This is a genomic window from Baekduia alba (assembly GCF_028416635.1).
GTDB lineage: Bacteria > Actinomycetota > Thermoleophilia > Solirubrobacterales > Solirubrobacteraceae > Baekduia > Baekduia alba.
The window spans coordinates 974,684-994,201 of the sequence record NZ_CP114013.1 but is presented as its reverse complement, the minus strand read 5'-3'; the positions used below and the strand labels follow the sequence as shown (position 1 = coordinate 994,201).

The window sequence follows — 19,518 nt, the reverse complement described above, 5'->3', positions numbered from 1 at the left end:
AGTTGGTCAGCTAGACCTGAGCGCTTCCGATACCGTCGCACCATGAAACGGTCCCACACCCTGATCGCCTGCATCATCGTCGCCGCAATCAGCATCACAGCGACGGCCGGCGCCGCCAACCGCTACCTCATCACCTCCGCCAAGCAGATCAAGCCGAGCGTCCGCCATGCGCTCAAGGGCGCCAAGGGAGCACGCGGCCCCGAAGGCGACCCCGGACACGACGGCACCGACGGCATCGGCCTCCCCGGCGCCGCAGGACCCGCCGGTCCGGCAGGCCCCGCCGCGGTCAGTCGTCTCACGCACGTCTCAAACACCGTGGCGATCGGCCCCGACCAGGTACAGCTGATTTCGGTCGCGTGTCCCGCCGGCCAAAGCGTCGTATCCGGAGGCTTCGGCGTCGTCGGCTTCGCGTTCCTCAGCGATGGCGTCGGAGGCACGTGGAGCGCGGGCGTCGACACCTACGGCAACACGTCGACCTACAGCCAGACGGTGTATGCGAACTGCGCCGCAAGCGGGCAGGCCGTCGCCGCGCGGGCCGTAGATCGATTTGAGGGCACGAGGCGGTACGCCAGGCTGCTGGCGGAGCGTCGAGCCCAGCACCGCTAGAACGTACGAAGCGCCCCGCCGGCACGTAGCCGACGGGGCGCTGAGGTGCTGCATGAAGTTGTAGGTGAGGCCGGGCCTAGCGGCGCAGTGCCGACGGGCGAAGGTCGGCGGCCGTGAACTGCCCGAGGTGGGTCAGGAGGTCGTCGTGCGTCCAGTCGCTCATCACCTGGACTACCTGGTCCCGTTCAAGGCGGAGATTCCGCGCGATGTCGTTGAGTACGTAGGACATCGCCCACTTCCGGTGCCCGTCGATCTGGAACGTGACCGCCGTTTTGACGCCGTCGCTGGACGTGACCGGGACGCGGAACAGCATCCCGTGGCGTGCTTTGCGGGGTTCGGCGCCAGCTAGCCGTGTGGCTGCGGCGATGAGGTCGGCAGTGAGGACTTGCGGTACCACGAGCGGGGCGCGTCGTGGCCGCGCTTGCGCAGAATGCTAACGATTCGTACGCGATGTGCCAATCTTGCGCGCAGGTCAGCCGCGATGCCCTGGTAGGCGTCGTTGAGCCGGCGGTAGATCAGCAAGGCGGTTTCTGCCTCATCCTGTGTGAGCTCGTCGGCGCCGAGATCGCCCACCATGCGCGCGTAGTCCTGTGCGCTCTCGACGAACGCCCGGATTGCCGTCTGAAGGTCTTCGTCGGCGGCGATCACATCGAACTCCGTCGACCGGAACACGAACAGATCGTGCTCCATCCAGTGGACGACCTGCGACAGGGTCACGTCGCCGATAGAGATGACCCCGTGCTCCGGGGTCTCCTCAGTTGGCCGTGGCGGGCTCGCGAGTTCGGTGGTGCTCATAACGTCATCCTGCGGCTTCGTCGTCCTGCGAGGCCTTGGGTACTGCGGACGGCCGGACTATGGGCTCCATCGCGTGAGTGTCATTCTATCTGAACAGGATCGGCCCTGTACACGGATAAGTTGACGTCCAGCGGACGACCGTCCTAGCCGGACCGGCAGACTACTCGCCGTTGGGCACCCCGTACGAGACGACCGCGATGATGATCCCGCCCGCCGCCGTCCGGATCTCAGTCGCCACGCGCCCCTCAGCAGAGCCCCGGAAGCAAGCGTAGGAAGGAGCGCGGGCGATAGATGTAAGTCATGGCGCAACGGGCACTGGGCCGGGCTCGGTGCCCGTATCCGCCGATATCGCCCACGATTCGGCAGCATCCAACGAGGGCGCCCAGCCCCTATCCCCCGTGTTCTTCAGCGTTCCCGGGCGTTTCGCCCTGATCGTCCTCGTCCTTCACACGCGAGAGGTCGCAGGTTCGAAACCCGCCGCGCCCATCCTGGAAGGCCCCGCAAACCGGGGCCTTCCGTCGTTCGGGGCTCCGCGACCGAGAACAGCAAACCCCCTGCTTTGGCCGAAACGTTGGCCGAAACTCGGGTCATGCGGGCAGGGTAACGCGGCACCGGACTATCGATACATCGCGCTCACGCCTGTCCACGATGATGAGGAGGCCGAGCGCGCCATAGGCGAAGCAGCGGTCAGCGCGGCCCCCGGCTACGCGCGGCGTCTCATGTGATGTCGCCGAGGAGGCCGCCCTTGAGAAAGTCGAAGTAGAACATTTGCAGGTCGGCCTCGCGGGCATCGGGCTTGACCAGATCGGCCCAGATCGACGATCCGGCCGGCCTCGCGGCGAGGTCGGTCACGACCGCGACCGGGCCCGGTCTCCTCGACCAGCCTCTAGATCTACGTGCTCGCGTTAGGACGAGAGCCGGGCGCGCGCCGTCTCGTCATCGCCCGTTCGTCATGCCCTCGCAGCAGTGCAGCTTCGCTGGGGTCGGGATGACGCCGTTCGCCGAGCCGGGAACCAAGGACGGTGACTACGCCGATTGGGCGCACCCGGCGGGCCGGCGAGCCATCCGACTCGATCAGCGCGACGCGCGCGCCGTCGCGCTCGCGCAGCCCGGTGCCCAGGTCGGCTAAGGCGGCGAGGTCGACCGGCTCGGGGGCGAAGAAGTCCGACAGCCACCGCTTCTCCGTCGCGGCCGCCCACGCGAGGAGCCGCGTGAGCTTCATCACCGTGGTCGTCCTCGAGGAACCCGTTCGCCGATGGCTCGGGTGCCGAATCCTCATACGCGTAATACGCACGTTCGTGCGCATGGCGTCGGAGTGGCGGGTGTCAATCGCCAGGCGCGAGCGTGACGCCCAGCTCGCGCATCTCGTCGCGGAAGTGCTTGTCGCGCTCCCGCAGCTGCGGCGGCAGGTGGCCGTAGACATCGAGCGCCACGAGGCCGTGCATCCGGCCCCAGAAGCGCAGCGCCAGCGCGAGAACTTGCGGCGTCAGGCCGGGATGGTCGGCACGGGCGGCGGCGGCGAAGGCCGGCTCGAAGTCCGCCCAACGGGCGCGCTCCGTCGAGGGCCGCGGCGCCGCGTCCGCCACCACGTCGATGAGCACGGCGCAGGCGCGGTGGGCCTCGGCGGCAGCCGCGCCGCCTTCGGGGGGCGAGTAGCCCGGGATTGGGGCGCCGTAGACAAGCTGGAACTCCGCCGGGTGCTCGACCGCCCAGTCCCGGTAGGTCCCGGCGACCGCCAGGAGCCGCTTGACCGGGTCGGTGGCCGTCGGCGGGTTCGACGTCGCTCCGGCGTGAGGCCAGCCCAAGCGTCGTTGGCAGACCTGCGACGTTGAACTGGTCCTTGACCGTGATAGGCACACCGTGCAGCAGCCCGGTCGGCTGGCCTTCGGCGAGACGCTTGTCGGCCTGGTCGGCTTCCTGCCTGGCCTGGTCGAAGCGTCTGAGCACCACCGCGTTGACTGTGGCATCCGCTGCTTCGATACGTGTGATGCACGCCTCGAGGGCCGCTCGAGCCGTCGCCTGGCCGGTTCGTATCGCGTGCGCGAGACCGACCGCGCTCTGCGCCAGCGCGTCGCGGTCCGATCCAGCGTCTGGGTCGTCGTACATCTCCGTTGCCTTTCGCTAGCCGGTCGCCGGTCGCCGGTCGCCGGATACGGGCCAGGAATCCATCGGCGTTTGCCTTCGCGGGGTAGACGTCACCCGACATCACCACGCACGCGCGGGCACCGTCGTCGCAGCGGACGATCGACGCGGTGCCGGTTCGACCCCAAGGGTGCCAAGGCCGGCCGCGGCACCCCGAGAAGTCATAGGTGTCGGCGAAGGTACGTGGTGTGCGCGTGGGATCGGAGGGCGTGCTGAGCGCCGCTCCCCGGTCGAGCGTGGTCGTGCGGACCGCCCGCGAGCGGTCCGCACGACGCGCGGCGCTCAGGGCTTGAAGCCGTCCGGCGCGCGGACGGTCGAGAGGTCGACGTCCTGCAGGTTGGCCTTGTCGACCTCGGTGACCGGGGTGTACACCGTCTTGGTCACCGGGCGCTTGCCGATCGCTGCCATCGCCTGGCGGACCGCCGCGGCCCCCTGGGTGACGATCCGCTGGGCCGCAGTGCAGACGAACGCCCCCTGGTCGAGCAGCTGCTGCGCGGTCTGGCTGTAGTTGGACGTCGCGACCTTCACGTCGCGGTGCGCGGCCTTGATCGCCGCGACCGCCCCGGCGCCGGTGTCGTCGGTGACGCTGTAGACGCCCGCGAGGTCGGGGAAGCGCTGCAGCCAGTCCCCCGTGACCTTCAGCGCCGCGTTGGTGTTGTCGGCCAGGCGGGAGGTCGCGACCACCTTCATGTTGGGGTACTCGCTCTTCAACGTGTCGGTGAAGCCCTTCGCGCGGGCGGTCGCCCAGACCTGGCCCGCCGGACCGGTGAGCATCGCGACCTGCCCCTTGCCGCCGAGCGCCCGCCCGAGGCACTGGGCCTCGATCTTGCCCATGGCCGGGTTGTCGGTGAACACCGAGGACGTCAACTTGGTCGAGTTGGGTGCGCTGGACGTGCCGATCACCGGGATCTGCGCGGCGGCTTGGTCGACCACCGCCGAGATCGCATCGGCGTCGGTGGCGCCCACCAGCAGCGCCTTGACGTCGCGGTGCACGAGGTCCTGGATCTGCGAGATCTGCTGGTTGGCGTTCGTGTCGCCCCCGGCGCTTACGGCCACGAGCTTGACACCCTGGCGTCGCGCCTCCTGCTGGGCGCCGTAGAGCAACGACACCCAGAACGACTCCGAGCTGTCGGGCATCGAGAACCCGATCGTGGTCTGCGCCTTGCCGCCGCTCGTCGAGCTGCTCTTCGCTCCACAGCCGGTCGCCGCGGTCGTCGCGACGCCGAGCGTCGCGACGATCGCAATCGTGGTGAACCTATGCATCGATGGCCTCCTTGAGGCGTTGGGACGCAGCGGCCCGGCGGATCAGGTGGTCGGCCAGACCCGCGAGCAAGATCACCGCGCCCAGGATGATCTCTTGTAGGAACTGCGAGTAGCCGGCGAGCGTCAGGCCGTTGTTCAACGACTCGATGAACAAGGCGCCGACGAGCACCAGCCATGGTCGACCCATCCCTCCTGCGAGGCTCACTCCACCGATGACCGCAGCGGCGATGGCTTGCAGCTCGAGCCCCTGCCCATCGGTCGGCAGGCCGCCTCCCGCGCGGCCGACCAGGATCGTGGCCGCCACGCCCGCCGACAGGCCCGCGATCCCGTACGCCCAAGCCAGCGTCACGCGCCGCGAGACGCCGACCATCTCGGCGCCCGCCGGGTTGCTGCCCAGCATGTAGACGCGGCGCCCCGCCGCCGCCCGTCGCAGGAAGCCGGCCAGCAGCGCCGCGAACGCCAGCGCCAGGACGAACGCGGCCGGAACGCCGAGCACCTCGTCGTAGCCCAGCCCCGACAGCGGGTTGCCGTCGTGCAGGATGACCGCGCGATCGCCGCTGATCAGCAGCGCGAGGCCACGCGCGACCGACAGCATGCCGAGCGTCGCGATAACCGGCTGCACGCCCAGACGACCGATCAGGCCGCCGTTGACGAGCCCGCAGGCCAAGCCGGCCAGCGGAGCGGCGACGATGCCGGCGGCGCCGAAGGCGCGGATCGCCAGCGCGCCGGCGACCGCCGACAGCGCCGTGACCGAGCCGACGGAGATGTCGAAGCCGCGCGTGACGAGCACGACCATCTGCCCGACGGCGACGATGGCCAGCGGCGAGCACTGCGCCAGGACGTTCTTGAAGTTCGTCGGCTCCAGCTCGCCCGGCGCCAGGTTGAAGAACGTGATCAGAGAAGCGGCCAGGCACAGGGGCGCGAGCGCGTTGCGCATGATCGGCGCCGTCCGCTCGCGCAGGGCGTTCGGGACGGTCATGACGCCAACCCCCGCTCCGTGCCCGCGAAGGACCCGGCCGGCGCCGGACGCGCCCGCCGCAGCCGCAGCCGACCCAACGGGAGCCCGCGACCGGCGAGGATCACCGACGCCACCGTCACCACGCCGACGACGATCGTCTGCGCGTCGTCGGACACGTTGAGCAGCACCAGGCCGTTCTCGGTCACCGACACGATCAGCACGCCGGTCAGCACGCCCGCGACCCGGCCCGCGCCGCCGCTCATCGAGAGGCCGCCGATCGCGCACGCGGCGATCGCCTCGAAGGGCAGCGTCGGCTGGAGGTTCGGCTGGCCGGACTGCACGCGCGCGGCGAGGATCACGCCCGCCACCGCGACGAAGCCGGCCGCCACGACGTAGGCCATCAGGATCAGCCGCCCGACCCGCAGCCCGGCCTGGCGCCCCGCCTCGGGATTGGCGCCGATCAGGTACCAGCAGCGCCCGGCCGTCGTGCGGCGCAGCAGCAGCGACAGCAGCGCCAGCCCGGCGAGCGCCAGGACCACCGGGACGGGCACGAAGCCGACCTGCGCATTGCTGGCCCAGGTGACGTCGACCCCGGTGGGCGCCTGGACCGACACGCCGCCGACGATGTAGGACGCGAGGCCGTGCAGGCCGGTGAGCATCCCGAGCGTCACCAGGAACGCGGGGACGCTCAGCAAGCCGATGAGCACGCCGTTGACCACGCCGACCGCCAGCGCCACGAGGATGGCGAGCGCGAACGCGACGGTCGGGCCGTGGTCCAGCTCCTTGATCACGACGACGCTCATCAACGCGACCACCGAGCCCGACGACAGGTCCAGGCCCCGCGTGATGATCACGACGGCCTGCCCGCAGGCGGCGAGCCCGAGGATCGACGCGTTGCGGCCGAGGTTGGCCACGTTGCCGCTCGTCAGGAAGCCCGGCGCGAACAGCGCGAGGCCGACGACGAGGACGGCGAGCAGCGCCGCGGTCGGCGCGAGGTCGGACCAGCGTCCGCTCGTGGCGCGATCGCTCATCGCCGCGCGCCCGTGAGGTGGACGACGATGTCGGTCGCGGTGGCGGAGCCGTCGAGCGCGGCGACCAGGCGGCCGGCGCGCATCACGAGGATGCGGTCGCAGAGCGCCGTGACCTCCTCGAGGTCGCTGGACGTGAGCAGGACCGCCATGCCCCGCTCGGCGGCCTGCACCAGCGCGTCGTGGATCTCGGCGCGTGCGGCGACGTCGACGCCGCGGGTCGGCTCCTGCGCGATCAGCAGCCGGCACTGCTCGGTGAGGCTGCGCGCGACCATCACCTTCTGGCGGTTGCCGCCGCTGAGCGCGGCGACGTCGGCGCCCGGATCGGCGGGCTTGACGCCCAGGCGCGCCAACGTGGGGACGAACGCGCGGCGCTCCCGGCGCGCCGTCAGCACGCCGAAGCGGCTGAGCCGTCGCAGGCTCGAGGCGCTGGCGTTGTGCAAGACGCTGTGGCCGAAGAAGCAGCCGTCGCGGTCGCGGTCGACGGGGATCAGCCCGGCGCCGGCGCGCAGCGCGCCGGCGCGGTCGCCCGAGCGCAGCGGCCGGCCGGCCAGCTCGACCCGTCCCCCACCGAACGACCGCGTGCCGGCCAGCGCGTCGCCGAGCTCCATCGCGCCCGAGCCGATCAGGCCGACGAGGCCGACGACCTCGCGCTCGTGCACGTCCAGGCTCACGTCGCGGAAGGCGCGCGGTGCCGTCAGGCCGGACACCTGCAGCACCGGCGCTCCCGGCGTGCGCCGTTCGACCGTACGGGACGTCAGCGCGTCGCCGACCATCGCGGCCACGAGTTGCCCGCCGTCGAAGCCGGAGGCGACCTGGGAGTCGACGACGACCTGGCCGTCGCGCAGGACCGTGACGCGATCGCTGATGCGCTCGATCTCCTCGAGGCGATGGCTGATGAACAGCAGCGCCCGCCCCTGGTCGCGCATCACCTCCATGACGCGCATCAGCGAGTCGACCTCGTCGGCGGCCAGCGACGTCGTCGGCTCGTCGAGCAGCACGACGCGGCAGTCGCGCATGACGCAGCGCGCCAGCTCCACCAGCTGGCGCTGCGCGAGCGACAGCTCCGCGGCGCGGGTGCCGAGTGCCACGTCGAGCCCGACGGCGCGCAGCGCGTCGCGCGCGCGGTCGATCGCGTCGGCGTGGCGCAGGAGCCGGTGCCCGGGCGCCCGCGCGATCTCGAAGGCCAGCAGGTTCTCGAGCACCGTCAGGTGCGGCATCAGGCTGAGCTGCTGGTAGATGGGCACGATGCCGTGGGCGGTCGCGTCCCGGACGTCGGCCATCGCCACCGGCGCGCCGTCGATCCGGATCTCTCCGGCGTCGGGCTGCGTGCCGCCGACCAGGATGCGCAGGAGCGTGCTCTTGCCGGCGCCGTTCTCGCCCAGCAGCGCGTGCACCTCGCCGCCGTGCAGCCGCAGCGAGGCGCCGCGCAGCGCCTGTGTGCTGCCGAAGCTCTTGTGGATGTCGTGCAGCTCGACGATCGCGTGACCGCGGTCCTGCTCATGCGTCGCGATCAGCCGGTCGAACGCCTCCGTTCGGGCGAGCGTGCTCACCTGCTTCGCTCCTTGTCCTCGAGTGATCCAGATGGTTGACCGACGACCCACCGCCAGTCCCGCGGGGCTTCCAAGTGCCACCCGCTGTTGGCCTGGAACGCCGCGCCGCACCGCAGGAGCCGCGCCTCCCGCCAGGGTCCGGCGACCAGCTGCAGCCCCAGCGGCAGCCCGGCGGCGTCGAAGCCCATCGGCACGGACATCGCCGGCAGACCCAGCAGGTTGAACGCTCGGTTGAGCGTCAACGCGCGGATCGACGCGGAGACGCCGTCGTCACCGGCGCGATCCAGCGCGTCGACCAGCGTCGGCGCCGCGGTCGGCGTCGCCGGCATGGCGATCAGCTCGACCCGCGACAGCACGCCGTCGACGAAGGCGGAGAGCGCGCGACCCTGCAGCCGCAGCGCGTTGACGTGGTCCATGCCGGTCGCAGAGCGCGCGGTGCCCAGCCGGGCCCGGGTCGCCGGCGCGTAGGCCTCGGGGCGCGCGGAGAACGTCTGGGCGTGGACCGCGGAGACCTCGGCACTGGTCAGGAGCGTCGCGACGAGGTCGTAGTCGGGCAGCGCCGAGAGGTCCACGTCGACGACCTCGGCGCCGGCGCCCTCGAGGACCCCGAGCGCCGCGTTCAGCGCGTCGAGCACCTCGGCGTCCGCGACCGCCTCGTTGTAGGCGCGGTCGACCCCCACGCGGAGGCCTCGGACGCTTGGGTCGGGGCTCGCCGCGCTCGCGTGATCGGCGACAGGCGCGTCGACCGACGAGGCGTCCAGCGGGTCGTGGCCGGCGATCGCGTCGAGCACGATGGCCGCGTCGAGCACCGAGCGTGCCAGGACGCCCGGCGTGTCCTGGGAGAAGCACATCGCCGCCGCGCCGCGCTTGGGCACGCGCCCGTAGGTGGGCTTGAGCCCGACGATCCCGCAGAACGCCGCCGGGATCCGCACCGAGCCGCCGGTGTCCGACCCGATGGCGAACGGCAGCACGCCCGCCGCGACGGCAGCGGCGGCGCCGCTGGAGGATCCGCCCGCCACGCACGACGGGTCCCATGGGTTGCGCGTGTCGCCGAAGTCGGGGTTCGCACCCGTGGCGGCGTAGCCGAACTGGTCGAGGTTCAGGCGGCCGAGGGGCACGGCGCCCGCCCGGTCGAGGCGCTGCAGCAGCGTCGCGTCCCGGCCGCGGAACGGCAGCCGCAGCGTGCGCGAGCCCTGAGAGGGAGCCACGCCGTCGCGGACGAAGATGTCCTTGTAGGCATAGGGGACGCCGGTCAGCGACCCGCTGGGCGCACCCGCGGCCAGGGCCTGATCGAGCTCGCCCGCCACGGCCATGGCCCGGCGCCCGTCGATGCCGACGAAGCAGTGCAGTTGCTCGTCGGCGACGCGCGCGCGGTCCAGCAGCTCGCCGGTCAACTCGACGCAGGCGACCTCCCGCGTGCGGATCGCGCGGGCGGCCTCGGCCACGGTCCAGTGCGGTCCGTCACCCACGGGGCACCAGGGCGGCCAGCAGCCGGCGGAACTCGTACATGTCGTCGTCGACCGTCAGCGTGGCGACCAACTGGGCGACGCGGTCGGGGTCGCCGGCGCCGCTCCGCGCTTGGCCGGCGTCCTCGTGCGGGCGAGCGTCGGTCGGGCTAGACATGGCCGAAGCGCTCCAGCGCCGCGCCGAGCGTCATGCCGCCGGCCAGCTGGGCCCGGATCTCGGCCTCGCGGCGCCCCATCTCCTCCGCGCGCTCGAGGACGGTCGTCACGACGTCGGCCGGCACGACGATCGCGCCGTCGGCGTCGGCGAGGACGAAGTCGCCGGGCGCCACCGCGACGGCCGGCCGTGTCGCCCCGGGCATCGACACGGGCGTGGCATAGGCCTCGACCTTCCAACGCCCGATCGACTGCACCGGCGTGCGGTAGCGGGCGAACACCGGGAAGCTCAGCTGCTCGAGCCAGCGCACGTCGCGGACGCCGCCGTCGACCAGCGCGCCGACGCAGCCGCGCTCCTGCATGCCGAGGGCGATCAGCTCGCCGAAGAAGCACACGCCGGCACCGGCGCCCGACCACACCGAGATGCTGTCGGGCGTCAGCGCGCCGCAGGCCTCCATCTTGAGCGGGTCCCCGCCGTCCGACGCGTACGGGGTGAGCCGCCCGCTGATCGTGAAGGCCCAGCCGGCCAGGCGCCCCTGACCGGCGATCGGCGCGAAGGAGCTGTCCAGCCCCTGGTCGGGCAACCCGAGGGCGTCCAGGACGTCGGCGACGTTGGACGTGTCGACGGACTGGAAGCGCTCGCGGATCGCGGCGCGATCGACGGTGGATTGGGTGGCGGTCATCGGTGCCTCTCTGGTCGGGTTCAGATCGAAGGGATGAGGCCGCCGTCCACGCGGACGATCGACCCGGTGAGGTAGGACGCGGCCGCGCTGGCCAGGAAGGCGACGGCGGCGCCGTACTCCTCCGGACGCCCGTAGCGTCCGAGCGGGATGGAGCCGGTGCTCGCCGCACGCACCGCGTCGACGGTGGTGGCCTCGCGCTCCGCCCGGGCCTGGTCGAGCTGCTCGATGCGCGCCGTCGCGATCCGGCCCGGCAGGATCACGTTGGCCGTGACGCCGTCGCCGCCGACCTCGCCTGCCAGCGTCTTGGACCACCCGACCAGCGCCATCCGCAGCGCGTTGGAGATCGCCAGGCTCGGGATCGGCGCGACCACGCCCGACGACGTGCTGGTGATGACGCGGCCCCAGCCGCGGGCGCGCATGTCGGGCAGCACGAGGTCGGTGACCGCGATGACGCCGAGCACCATCGAGCGGAAGTGCCGCTCCCAGGTCTCGGCGGGCACGCCGGCCGCCGGGCCCGGCGGCGGGCCGCCGGTGTTGTTGACCAAGATGTCGACGGCCCCGAGCCGAGCGGCCACGTCGGCGTGCAGCGCCGGGAACGCATCGAGGTCGGCGAGGTCCCAGCCGATGGGCAGGGCCGCTCCGCCGCGCTCGACGATCCGCGCCGCGGTGGCCTCGGCGGCCGGCAGCGACAGGTCGGCCACGGCGACGATGGCCCCTTCGTCGGCCAGGGCCGTGGCGATGGCCGAGCCGAGTCCGCCACCGCCTCCGAGCACCAGCGCGCAGCGACCGGCGATTCCGAGGTCCATGGCCCTAGCTCCCCACGCGCAGGGTCGCGTGCCGCGTCCGCAGGAGGCTGACCACCGACAGCGCGGTGATACGCCCCGTGCGCGGGTTGGCCGACGGCACGTTCTCGATGGTCATCGTGAGCCGCGCGACGTCGGCGTCGACCTCGATGGTGTGCGTGTTGCGCTCCACCGCCGGGTCGACCCAGATCTCCACGTGCGTGCGCTCGGGCCCGATCCCGGCCAGGGCCAGCGCCGCGGCCACGTTGAGGTTGGCCGGGAAGCCGCGCGCCGCCTCGTGCGCGGTGCCGGAGAAGACGCGCACGGCCTCGTCGGCGTGCTCGGGGTCGACGCCGTTCTCCACCAGGTAGGGCGCTCCCGCCAGGCCACGCGCGGGCTTGCGCGTGACCATGCGCACGGAGGCGACGTCGCCCTCCGCGGCGGCCCGCACCGCGTCCAGGCCCAGGAGCGCGCCGGTGGGCACGGTGATGCGCCCACCGTGGCGGGCGGCCAGGTCGATCAGCTCCGGGCGCTCGAGCAGCGCGCCGGCGCTGAGCACGATCACCTCCTTGCCTGCCTCGAGCACCGGGGTCGCAAGCTCCGCGAGCAGGCGCGCGGGCGCGCACTCGACGACGACGTCGGCCAGCGGTTCGAGCTCGTCCAGCGCGACGACGGGGACGTCGACGCCGAGCCGCTCCAGGCGCTCGCCGGCGCGCTCGCGGTCGTGGGCCGAGACCGCGGTGAGCGCGACGCCCGGGACGCCGTGGGCGAGATGCCGCACGAGCTCCTGGCCGATCGCTCCGAGGCCCGCGACGCCGACGCGCGTGAGCGGGGTGGTCGAGGTCTCGGAGCGCGAGCCCGCCGCCAGCGGCGAGAAGTTCATGATGATGCCGTCCTTGTGTGATCATGCAGCCAAGCTGCCAGACAGGTCTGATGCGGATGGGTCCCACGGAGGGCCAGCATGGTGAGGGCTCCTCAGCCGATCGACGCTGGGCGCTGCGCCGACAGCGCGGCGGCGGACGTCCGCTGGGGCGGCGGCACGAGCGACGTGAAGTGCTCGGCGACGGCGCCCGGCGTGGTGAGCCACAGCTGGTCGCCCAGGCCGGCGAGGCGCTCCAGCGCCGTGCGGAAATGCCGCAGCCGGTGCGGCTGCCCGACGATGAAGCTGTGCACGACGATCCCGCAGACCAGCGCCTGCTCATGGGAGCGCTCGAGCAGCTCGTCGACCGTGTCGACGACCGCGTCGGCGAAGTCGCGGCCCGAGGCGTGGTGCAGCGCGACCATCGGGACGTCGTTGATCTCATGCGGGTAGGGCATGGCCAGCAGCGGGCCGGCGTCGGTGGTCATCCACACCGGCTGCTCGTCCATCGGCCAGTCGAGCGTGTAGCGGTAGCCGGCGTGGGCCAACAGGTCCTCGGTGCGCTCGCTCGGGTTGGCGCCCGGGCTCATCCAGCCGCCGGGCGGCGTCCCCTCCGCGGCGGCGATGGCGTCGCGGACGTCGAGCACCAGCCGCGTCTCCTCCTCGACGCTGAGGCCGTTGGGCGCGACCGAGTTCGTCCGGCCGTGCGCGACGATCTCGGCGTCCGCGGCGCGGTAGGCGGCCACCAGCTCGGGACAGTGCTCATAGCACGCGGTGTTCAGCAGCACCGTGGGCGGGATCGCGTGGGCGGTCAACGCCTCCAACATCCGCCAGCCGCCGACGCGGTTGCCGTACTCGCGCCACGCCCAGTTGTAGGTGTTGGGATGCGGGATCCCGGGCGAGTACGAGAGGCCAACGGCGTCCGCGTTGTAGGAGAAGTGCTCCAGCGCCACGGCGACGTAGACGGCCAGCCCCGCGCCGTTGGGCCATCGGTAGGCCGGTCGGTCGCGGATCGCCGCGTAGGCGAATCGGTTGTGCGACGGAACCGCATCCAGCTCCTGGCGTGGCGCCGCGTCGTCATGGGGTCCCGAATGCTGCATGCTCTCTCTTCCTCCGAAACAGCTGACGTACGTTCCTGCTGTGCGCCCTTGGCGCGGCACCACGACCCGTGACTCGGACCTCCGCGGCCGAGCCGACCTACGCCGGCGTGACGCCGGTCATCCGGCCACCCTCTTGAACGGCGGCGCTTCGCGCGCCACGCTCGAGCGCTGCCTGATCGCCACCAGATGGGCGGTCATCGCCTTGCGCGCCGCCGCGGCGTCCTGCGCGCCGACGGCGTCGAGGATGGCTCGATGCTCCGCCTCCGGCACGCCGAGCCCGCCGGCGATCCGCGCCATCACCACGGTCTGCTCGAACTGCAGCTCCCGGAGCTCGGCGACCAGCTTGGCCTGCAGCTCGTTTCCGCTCGCCTCGGCGAGCGCCACGTGGAAGGCGAGGTCGTCCTGCACCCAGTCGACGACGTCGGTCCGCGTCGCGTGGCGCGCGACGATCTCCTCGAGCGCGGCCAGCTGACCCGCCGTCCGGCGCTTGGCCGCGAGTCCCGCCGCGGGCACCTCGAGATGGGTGCGGACCTCGTGCAGGTCGTCGGGCGAGTAGTGGCCGAGGAGGAGCAGGCCGCTCTTGGTCGGCTCCGTCGCGCGCACGAACGACCCTGAGCCCGACAGCGACTCCAGGACCCCGGCCGCGCGCAGCGTGCCGAGGGCCTCCCGCACGATCGGCCGGCTGACGCCGAAGGACCTGGCCAGCTCCTGCTCGGAGGGCAGCTTGGTGTCCACCGGGTAGGTCCCGGCCTGGATGAGCGCCAGCAGCTGGTCGCGCACGGCCTCGGCGGCGGTCTGGCGTGAGATCTGTCGTGGGACGACGGGCATGGACGAGAAGTGTGACGGCTCGACGCATCGGACGAGCTATATGACAGCTTGGCAGCATGACGTCGCGGTGTCAAGCGCGGACGCGGCGCCACCACGTACGAGAGGTGCTGCTCGTCTCGCAGGCGCTTCACCAGGCGCGCCCGCGGGCTGGGCGCGACCTTCTCGCGGTCGAGCTGCTCGGCCGCGACGAGCAGCGACTGGACCTCGTCGCTCTCCAGGAACGGACGGCGCGGCCGCACGGCCTTGAGCCGCCGTCGCCGACCGCGCGCCGGCTTGCTGGCGAGGATGTCGTGGTCGACCGCCACGTCGAGGATCGACGCCAGCAGGCCAAGCGTCTTGTTAATGGACTCGTTCCCGAGCGGCCGGCTCCGTCGGCCCGTCTCGTCGCGCGGCGGCGTACCGGCCTTGATCATGTCCTTGATGCGCTCCCGTTCGGCGACCTTGTGCCCGCGGTACTCGTCGACGAGCTGCACGTCGATCGTCGAAACCCGATGCTGTGCGAAGAACGGCAGCAGATGGCACGACAGCCGCCAGGAGTAGTCGGCATAGGTGCTGTCGGCAAGCTCGCCTCTCCGGCCCGTGAGGTACGCCGTCGCGAACTCGTGGAACGTCTGCTCCCCCGCCGGCCGACGTTCTTCTTCCTTGACCGGCGGCGTCCAGACGCCTGCGCGGATGCGTGCCAAGACGTCCTCGAGCTCGCGGTCGCGCGGCGGCGGACCGCCCCCAAACGCCCGGAAACTCCCGAATCAACCCTCCCCTCGGGAGTTCCGTAGTCGCAGGAAGTGCCTGCTATTGAGGGACTTCTGTTCTCGCCTCGGAGCGCTTCACACGCGAGAGGTCGCAGGTTCGAAACCCGCCGCGCCCATCCTGGAAGGCCCTGCTCTGCGGGGCCTTCTGCGTCGGGGCGTCACTCAGCGTCGAGGCGAGATCCCCTGCTTTGGCCGAAACGTTGGCCAGCTGCTCATCGACTTCTTCGCCCCCAACGGCATAGGCGCAGATGACCTGCCCGCCGCACGTCACACTTCGGCGGCCGGCATCGTCAATGAAGGATGAGCACGGCCTCACCCGCGTTGCGAGTCCTGGTGGTGGACGACTCGCCGGCCGTTCGCGATCTGCTGCGCCAGGTCCTTGCCGCCAACGGGATCGCCGTGGTGGGTGAGGCCGACCACCGCGAGGCGGCGCTCGACCTGATCGACGAGATCGAATGCGACGTCGTCACGATGAACATGCCAGGCATGGGCGGCATCGAGCGAGCACGACGGTCTGCTCGAGCATCTCGACTCCCGCGAGGAGCTCTAGGGGAGCCGGCGAGGCCCTCCCGAGCGGATCTCCAGCATCAGCACGCCGCCGTCTGAACGCCAGGGGCCATGCCTCATCCCGGGAGGGCGGCAGGCGTACATCCCTGCCGTGAACCGCTCACCCAGCGTGAGGTCGGTGATGTCGCCACTCACGATGTACACCTCCTCCCAGAAGTCGTGCACCTGGACGCCGTTGAGCGTGGAGTCCGCGCCGGGATCGAAGCGCAGCAGCCGCGTGTACGCGCCGCCCTCGGGATCGCTCGCAAGGATCTGCTCTGAGACGCCTGGGGCCACCGAGCCCGGCGGCGTCTCCCACGCGCCCATCGGCCGATGGAACTCGAGCTCAGGCTTTGGCATCGGATGACATCTTCTCGGCGGTCTGCGCCTCGACGCGCGACAGGAAGCCCTCGAGGTAGTCGTTGAACGGCCCGCCGATCCGTTGCACCGCATGCGGCGAGCCCGAGAACAGCATCCGCTCGGCGCCGACGTCCCGGGCGAGCGCGTCGCAGACCCGTTCGAACACCGGCGAGCTGCCGCCCGAGATCACGAGCTTCGCGTACGACGCGCTCGCGACCTCCAACAGCGGCGCCCGCACGGCCCACGGCTGCTCGCTGCGCAGCAGGGTCGTCGCCTGCACGAGCGGGGCCGGCAGCGGGTCGGGCAGCGGCATGTCGAACTCGATCGCCGCCAGGAAGCGCCGCAGGAACGCCGAGTCCGGCTCGTCCCTGCCGCGCCGATATGCCTCGCGCACCTGCTCGATCGCGCGGTCGACGATCGCGTCGCCGCCATGATCGGCCAGCAGCGGCGGCTCGATCACCGTCAGCGACCGGATCAGCTCCGGCCGCCGGCCGGCGACCCGCAGCGCGACGACGCCGCCCATCGACGTGCCGACGAGGTGCGCTCCGTCCTCCAGCACCTCGATCAGGTCGCGCTCGTCGCGCTCGAGGTCGACGCGACCAGTGGAGGCATGCTCGCCGTATCCGTGGCGCTCGACGATCACCAGCCGGCGCTGCCGCGCGAGGTCGCGCTGCTCCTGCCAGGCGGCCATTCCGGCGATCAGGGAGCCGTGTACGAGCACCACCCGCTCCCCGGACCGGCCGAGGTGCTCCACGCGCGGCGTCATGGCGCCGCCGCCTGCGCCGCGAAGGCGCCCGGATCGATCGACAGGCTGCGGCGCGCGAAGCGCCAGCCGTCGCTGGTGGGCACGAGCACGTCGTCGTAGACCCCGGTGGCGACGATGCCGGGCGACGTCTCGACCTGAACCTTGACCACGTAGGAGCGCATCGTCACATCGCCCCCGTCGTCGATCGCGAAGTTGACGGTCATGTGACGCGTGCCGTCCTCGCGGCCAGCGGCGATGTGCCCCCGCAGGAACTCCGCGCGAGCGTCATGGCCAGGGAACTCGCCATACGGCGAGGCGAACACGCCGTCAGTGGTGAAGGTCGCGCACCACCCTTCAACGTCGTGCCCGTCCAATGCGAAGAAGAACCGCGTGTTCAGCTCCGCGATCGCGGCGCGGTCCTCGGGAGAGATGCCCATCGTCAGCTCCCCAGCGCCGGGTCGTTCGCGTGTCGCGCCAACGGATGCACGTCGAACGTCATGTACGGGAACAGCGCCAGGCTGGAGACAGCCTCGTGCAGCGCCGTCGCGTCGTCGGCCTCCCAGAGCGCCCACACGGCGCGGCGCGCCGGGTCGCGCCACAGGCGCTTCTGGATGCCCCGCGCGGCGAGCGCGGCGCTGCGCTCCCGCTCCTCGGCCATGATCTCGGCGCGCTGCCCGTCGCTGAGCTCCGCCGGCAGGTCGACGACGATGTGCGTGAGGAACTCCATGGCTACAGCTCCCGCAGCGCCGCGAGGATCTCGCCGGGCTCCATGCGGCTCGTGTACTCGACGCCGACGTGGCGGGCCCGCACCAAGCCGTCGGCGTCCAGCACGAACGTCGCCGGCACCGGGAGGTTCCACGAGCCGTCGGCGTTGAGCTCCGAGATGTCCTTCTTGAAGAACGTCATGTGCACGTCCTCGATCTCGGCGGGGACGCGGAACTGCACGCCGTACGCACGGATCACGCTCTGCTCGGCGTCAGAGAGGACGTCGAAGCCGAGTCCGTGCTTCTCGCTCATCGTCAGCGCGTCATCGGGCCGCTGCGGGCTGATCGCGATCAGGCTCGCGCCCGCGTCCTTGACCTCGCCGAGCACGCCCTGCAACGCCGCGAGGGTGATGTTGCAGTAGGGACACCACTCGCCGCGGTAGAACGTCAACACGACGGGTCCAAGCGCAAGCCGCTCGCTCAGCCGCACCGGCCGCCCGGTGGCATCCGGGAGCTCGAACTCCGGCGCGAGCTGCCCGAGCTCGAGTCCCTGCACCTCGCCGCTGGCCGCGAGCGCCTGGTTGGCGGCCGTGATCGTTCTGACCGCCTGCGCATCGGTCTTCTCCCGCTGCCGCGCGAGCTCGTCGTTGAGCGAGCCCGCGCCTGTCGCGCTATCTGACATGTGTCCTCCGGTCGAGTTGTGTGACTTCTACGAGGTGGCGACGCGGGCCGCGCTCGACGCGGACGCCGTGTCACGGCGGTAACTGCCCAGGAACGCGTCGACGCGCGCGAGCGGCTCGTCGTAGCCGTAGTTGCGGAACGCGTAGCCGCGCACGATGAACGGCGCTCCCGCGTAGAAGAGCTCGTACTGCTGGTGGCGACCCGCGAACTCCGAACCGACGAGGTCCCACGCGAGCCGGAACAGCTTCACGCGCTCCTCGGCGTTGACGGACGGCGACCGGATGTAGCGCTCGATGTCGGGCCCGATCTCGCGGCTGTCGAAGTCCGCCGCGCTCGAGGGAAGCTGGAGCACGCCGACGCCCGAAAGGTCGCGCAGGATCTGCAACATGCGCGGGTACAGGTCCTGCTGCTGCGCCATGATCCCGTAGAGGAACCGCGGGTTGGGCCGCTCGACGCCGAACTCGTCCTTGCCCGACGACACCTCGGCCGCAAGCGTCATGCCCTCCACGAGCGAGGCCAGGCTGGCGAGCTCGCCGAGCTTGTCCTGCACCGGCGGCAGGCGGTCGATGCCGTTGACCTGGGTGATCTTGCGCGCCACGCCGAGCAGGAACTTCAGCTTGGTGGCGAAGCGAACCTGCGCCTGGGCGTTGCCGAGGATATGCGCCGACGTGCGGAAGAACTGCTCGCGGAGTCGGTCGGGGTCGCCGAGCACGAACACGTGCTCCCACGGGACGAACACGTCATCGAACACCGCGAAGCAGTCCGACTCGTCGAACCGGCTGGACAGCGGGTAGTCGTATGCCGCGGTCGGGTCGGTGCCGTACGCCTTGCGGCAGATGAGGCGGAGCCCGGGCGCGTCGATCGGGACGACGAACGAGTTCGCGTACAACTCGTCGCCCGCGGCGAGCGGCTTGATGCAGGAGACGAACAAGTAGTCCGACAGCGGCGCGGCGGTGCCGAGCGCCATCGAACCGCGAACGATGATGCCCTGGGACGACTCGTCGACCACGCCCGCCTGGATGAACTCGTCGTCCCAGCCGCCGGCGGAGGTGCTGCGGTCGAACTGCGGAGGCAGGATCGTGTAGGAGACGAACAGCGACTCGTCGAGGATGCGCCGATGGAAGGCGCGCACGTTCTCGGCGTAGTCGCGGTCGGGTGAACCGCCGAACACGTCCGCGCCACCGGCGAAGCCCGCGAAGAAGCCGCCGACGTGCTCGGGCCCGCGCCCGATGAAGCCCTGCGAGGCATCCGCCCACAGCTCGATCGCCTCCCGGCGCGCGCTCAGGTCCTCGCGACTGCGCGGGACCCCGAAGACCCGGTTGGCCTCGCGGCCGGTCTCGGGCGCGACGTAGGTCATGCCGTTCGCCGGGTCCGCCGCGCTGTCGAAGAAGCCGGCGATCGTGCGTGCCGGGCCCCGGAAGGCCGGGTGCGCGGGAACGTTCTCGATGCGCTCGCCGTTGAGGTAGACGCTGCGTGGCCGAGCGATCGCGCTCAGGTACTCATCTCCAGTGCGCACG

The 19,518-nt window shown here is 71.6% G+C and carries 25 protein-coding genes and 1 pseudogene; 3 read left to right on the top strand and 23 right to left on the bottom strand.

From position 1 onward, the window contains the following. Nucleotides 1-42: 42 nt before the first annotated feature. Nucleotides 43-606: a hypothetical protein gene (locus DSM104299_RS04865; protein WP_272476167.1), complete on the top strand. Its 564-nt coding sequence runs from the start codon at nt 43-45 to the stop codon at nt 604-606. A gap of 76 nt (nt 607-682) precedes the next feature. On the opposite strand, the gene DSM104299_RS04860 is transcribed toward DSM104299_RS04865, so the two are convergent. The 17 genes and pseudogenes from DSM104299_RS04860 to DSM104299_RS04785 form a co-directional block, all read right to left on the bottom strand. Continuing rightward, nucleotides 683-919: a hypothetical protein gene (locus tag DSM104299_RS04860; RefSeq protein ID WP_272476166.1), complete on the bottom strand. Its 237-nt coding sequence runs from the start codon at nt 917-919 to the stop codon at nt 683-685. 32 nt (nt 920-951) lie between these two features. Beyond that, a complete protein-coding gene (locus DSM104299_RS04855) occupies nt 952-1,401 on the bottom strand; it encodes a hypothetical protein (RefSeq protein ID WP_272476165.1) in 450 nt (149 codons plus the stop codon). Between the two features lie 717 nt (nt 1,402-2,118). Further along, complete coding sequence (locus tag DSM104299_RS04850; protein WP_272476164.1) at nt 2,119-2,253, bottom strand: hypothetical protein; 135 nt, start codon at nt 2,251-2,253, stop codon at nt 2,119-2,121. 40 nt (nt 2,254-2,293) lie between these two features. Then, the gene (locus DSM104299_RS04845) at nt 2,294-2,626 is read right to left on the bottom strand and encodes a hypothetical protein (RefSeq protein ID WP_272476163.1); all 333 of its coding nucleotides are present in this window, start codon (nt 2,624-2,626) and stop codon (nt 2,294-2,296) included. A 100-nt stretch (nt 2,627-2,726) separates the two neighbouring features. Continuing rightward, nucleotides 2,727-3,206, bottom strand: coding sequence for a TetR-like C-terminal domain-containing protein (locus DSM104299_RS04840; protein ID WP_272476162.1), 480 nt, complete (start codon nt 3,204-3,206; stop codon nt 2,727-2,729). 16 nt (nt 3,207-3,222) lie between these two features. Beyond that, nucleotides 3,223-3,507: pseudogene (locus tag DSM104299_RS29515) on the bottom strand (amidase family protein); the annotation flags it as partial. Nucleotides 3,508-3,825: 318 nt separating this feature from the next. After that, nucleotides 3,826-4,806: a sugar ABC transporter substrate-binding protein gene (locus DSM104299_RS04835; RefSeq protein ID WP_272476161.1), complete on the bottom strand. Its 981-nt coding sequence runs from the start codon at nt 4,804-4,806 to the stop codon at nt 3,826-3,828. Continuing rightward, complete coding sequence (locus tag DSM104299_RS04830; protein WP_272476160.1) at nt 4,799-5,785, bottom strand: ABC transporter permease; 987 nt, start codon at nt 5,783-5,785, stop codon at nt 4,799-4,801. Before DSM104299_RS04830 ends, DSM104299_RS04835 begins: the two co-directional genes overlap by 8 nt. Beyond that, nucleotides 5,782-6,795, bottom strand: a complete 1,014-nt coding sequence (locus tag DSM104299_RS04825) for an ABC transporter permease (protein ID WP_272476159.1) — start codon at nt 6,793-6,795, stop codon at nt 5,782-5,784. Before DSM104299_RS04825 ends, DSM104299_RS04830 begins: the two co-directional genes overlap by 4 nt. Then, nucleotides 6,792-8,345, bottom strand: coding sequence for a sugar ABC transporter ATP-binding protein (locus DSM104299_RS04820; RefSeq protein WP_272476158.1), 1,554 nt, complete (start codon nt 8,343-8,345; stop codon nt 6,792-6,794). The genes DSM104299_RS04825 and DSM104299_RS04820 overlap by 4 nt, the downstream gene beginning before the upstream one ends. Next, the gene (locus DSM104299_RS04815) at nt 8,342-9,814 is read right to left on the bottom strand and encodes an amidase (RefSeq protein ID WP_272476157.1); all 1,473 of its coding nucleotides are present in this window, start codon (nt 9,812-9,814) and stop codon (nt 8,342-8,344) included. Before DSM104299_RS04815 ends, DSM104299_RS04820 begins: the two co-directional genes overlap by 4 nt. Then, nucleotides 9,807-9,968: a hypothetical protein gene (locus DSM104299_RS04810; protein WP_272476156.1), complete on the bottom strand. Its 162-nt coding sequence runs from the start codon at nt 9,966-9,968 to the stop codon at nt 9,807-9,809. The genes DSM104299_RS04815 and DSM104299_RS04810 overlap by 8 nt, the downstream gene beginning before the upstream one ends. Continuing rightward, nucleotides 9,961-10,647 carry an RraA family protein gene (locus DSM104299_RS04805; protein WP_272476155.1) on the bottom strand — a complete coding sequence of 229 codons (687 nt, stop codon included), beginning with the start codon at nt 10,645-10,647 and terminating at the stop codon, nt 9,961-9,963. The genes DSM104299_RS04810 and DSM104299_RS04805 overlap by 8 nt, the downstream gene beginning before the upstream one ends. Nucleotides 10,648-10,667: 20 nt before the next feature. Then, complete coding sequence (locus tag DSM104299_RS04800) at nt 10,668-11,453, bottom strand: SDR family oxidoreductase (RefSeq protein WP_272476154.1); 786 nt, start codon at nt 11,451-11,453, stop codon at nt 10,668-10,670. Nucleotides 11,454-11,457: 4 nt separating this feature from the next. After that, nucleotides 11,458-12,312: an aspartate dehydrogenase gene (locus tag DSM104299_RS04795; protein WP_272476153.1), complete on the bottom strand. Its 855-nt coding sequence runs from the start codon at nt 12,310-12,312 to the stop codon at nt 11,458-11,460. A 92-nt stretch (nt 12,313-12,404) separates the two neighbouring features. Continuing rightward, nucleotides 12,405-13,388: a polysaccharide deacetylase family protein gene (locus DSM104299_RS04790; RefSeq protein WP_272476152.1), complete on the bottom strand. Its 984-nt coding sequence runs from the start codon at nt 13,386-13,388 to the stop codon at nt 12,405-12,407. Between the two features lie 117 nt (nt 13,389-13,505). Beyond that, entirely contained in the window at nt 13,506-14,216 is a 711-nt protein-coding gene (locus DSM104299_RS04785) for a FadR/GntR family transcriptional regulator (protein WP_272476151.1), read from the bottom strand. A gap of 104 nt (nt 14,217-14,320) precedes the next feature. Between DSM104299_RS04785 and DSM104299_RS04780 the strand changes: the two genes are divergently transcribed. Together DSM104299_RS04780 and DSM104299_RS29510 are read left to right on the top strand one after the other, a co-directional pair. Next, nucleotides 14,321-14,989: a hypothetical protein gene (locus DSM104299_RS04780; RefSeq protein ID WP_272476150.1), complete on the top strand. Its 669-nt coding sequence runs from the start codon at nt 14,321-14,323 to the stop codon at nt 14,987-14,989. 276 nt (nt 14,990-15,265) lie between these two features. Beyond that, nucleotides 15,266-15,571: a response regulator gene (locus tag DSM104299_RS29510; RefSeq protein WP_432419761.1), complete on the top strand. Its 306-nt coding sequence runs from the start codon at nt 15,266-15,268 to the stop codon at nt 15,569-15,571. Here DSM104299_RS29510 and DSM104299_RS04775 read toward each other — a convergent pair. From DSM104299_RS04775 to DSM104299_RS04750, 6 genes are read right to left on the bottom strand one after another with little or no spacing between them, the layout of a single operon-like run. Then, nucleotides 15,512-15,871, bottom strand: coding sequence for a cupin domain-containing protein (locus DSM104299_RS04775; protein ID WP_272476149.1), 360 nt, complete (start codon nt 15,869-15,871; stop codon nt 15,512-15,514). The genes DSM104299_RS29510 and DSM104299_RS04775 overlap by 60 nt on opposite strands. Continuing rightward, nucleotides 15,858-16,637 carry an alpha/beta fold hydrolase gene (locus DSM104299_RS04770; RefSeq protein ID WP_272476148.1) on the bottom strand — a complete coding sequence of 260 codons (780 nt, stop codon included), beginning with the start codon at nt 16,635-16,637 and terminating at the stop codon, nt 15,858-15,860. The genes DSM104299_RS04775 and DSM104299_RS04770 overlap by 14 nt, the downstream gene beginning before the upstream one ends. Further along, on the bottom strand, nt 16,634-17,053 hold the full coding sequence (locus tag DSM104299_RS04765) for a nuclear transport factor 2 family protein (protein WP_272476147.1): 420 nt from the start codon (nt 17,051-17,053) through the stop codon (nt 16,634-16,636). The genes DSM104299_RS04770 and DSM104299_RS04765 overlap by 4 nt, the downstream gene beginning before the upstream one ends. A gap of 2 nt (nt 17,054-17,055) precedes the next feature. Next, nucleotides 17,056-17,343, bottom strand: a complete 288-nt coding sequence (locus DSM104299_RS04760) for a muconolactone Delta-isomerase (RefSeq protein WP_272476146.1) — start codon at nt 17,341-17,343, stop codon at nt 17,056-17,058. Nucleotides 17,344-17,345: 2 nt separating this feature from the next. Then, nucleotides 17,346-18,002: a peroxiredoxin-like family protein gene (locus DSM104299_RS04755; RefSeq protein WP_272476145.1), complete on the bottom strand. Its 657-nt coding sequence runs from the start codon at nt 18,000-18,002 to the stop codon at nt 17,346-17,348. A gap of 27 nt (nt 18,003-18,029) precedes the next feature. Continuing rightward, nucleotides 18,030-19,517, bottom strand: a complete 1,488-nt coding sequence (locus DSM104299_RS04750; protein ID WP_272476144.1) for a 4-hydroxyphenylacetate 3-hydroxylase family protein — start codon at nt 19,515-19,517, stop codon at nt 18,030-18,032. Nucleotide 19,518 lies beyond the last annotated feature (1 nt).

Bases quoted from the DNA above. Each gene is read 5' to 3' on its own strand.
- DSM104299_RS04865 (WP_272476167.1), top strand. From the start codon at position 43: ATGAAACGGTCCCACACCCTGATCGCCTGCATCATCGTCGCCGCAATC.
- DSM104299_RS04860 (WP_272476166.1), bottom strand. From the start codon at position 919: ATGCTGTTCCGCGTCCCGGTCACGTCCAGCGACGGCGTCAAAACGGCG.
- DSM104299_RS04855 (WP_272476165.1), bottom strand. From the start codon at position 1,401: ATGAGCACCACCGAACTCGCGAGCCCGCCACGGCCAACTGAGGAGACC.
- DSM104299_RS04835 (WP_272476161.1), bottom strand. From the start codon at position 4,806: ATGCATAGGTTCACCACGATTGCGATCGTCGCGACGCTCGGCGTCGCG.
- DSM104299_RS04830 (WP_272476160.1), bottom strand. From the start codon at position 5,785: ATGACCGTCCCGAACGCCCTGCGCGAGCGGACGGCGCCGATCATGCGC.
- DSM104299_RS04825 (WP_272476159.1), bottom strand. From the start codon at position 6,795: ATGAGCGATCGCGCCACGAGCGGACGCTGGTCCGACCTCGCGCCGACC.
- DSM104299_RS04810 (WP_272476156.1), bottom strand. From the start codon at position 9,968: ATGTCTAGCCCGACCGACGCTCGCCCGCACGAGGACGCCGGCCAAGCG.
- DSM104299_RS04805 (WP_272476155.1), bottom strand. From the start codon at position 10,647: ATGACCGCCACCCAATCCACCGTCGATCGCGCCGCGATCCGCGAGCGC.
- DSM104299_RS04800 (WP_272476154.1), bottom strand. From the start codon at position 11,453: ATGGACCTCGGAATCGCCGGTCGCTGCGCGCTGGTGCTCGGAGGCGGT.
- DSM104299_RS04795 (WP_272476153.1), bottom strand. From the start codon at position 12,312: ATGAACTTCTCGCCGCTGGCGGCGGGCTCGCGCTCCGAGACCTCGACC.
- DSM104299_RS04790 (WP_272476152.1), bottom strand. From the start codon at position 13,388: ATGCAGCATTCGGGACCCCATGACGACGCGGCGCCACGCCAGGAGCTG.
- DSM104299_RS04785 (WP_272476151.1), bottom strand. From the start codon at position 14,216: ATGCCCGTCGTCCCACGACAGATCTCACGCCAGACCGCCGCCGAGGCC.
- DSM104299_RS29510 (WP_432419761.1), top strand. From the start codon at position 15,266: ATGAGCACGGCCTCACCCGCGTTGCGAGTCCTGGTGGTGGACGACTCG.
- DSM104299_RS04775 (WP_272476149.1), bottom strand. From the start codon at position 15,871: ATGCCAAAGCCTGAGCTCGAGTTCCATCGGCCGATGGGCGCGTGGGAG.
- DSM104299_RS04770 (WP_272476148.1), bottom strand. From the start codon at position 16,637: ATGACGCCGCGCGTGGAGCACCTCGGCCGGTCCGGGGAGCGGGTGGTG.
- DSM104299_RS04765 (WP_272476147.1), bottom strand. From the start codon at position 17,053: ATGGGCATCTCTCCCGAGGACCGCGCCGCGATCGCGGAGCTGAACACG.
- DSM104299_RS04760 (WP_272476146.1), bottom strand. From the start codon at position 17,343: ATGGAGTTCCTCACGCACATCGTCGTCGACCTGCCGGCGGAGCTCAGC.
- DSM104299_RS04755 (WP_272476145.1), bottom strand. From the start codon at position 18,002: ATGTCAGATAGCGCGACAGGCGCGGGCTCGCTCAACGACGAGCTCGCG.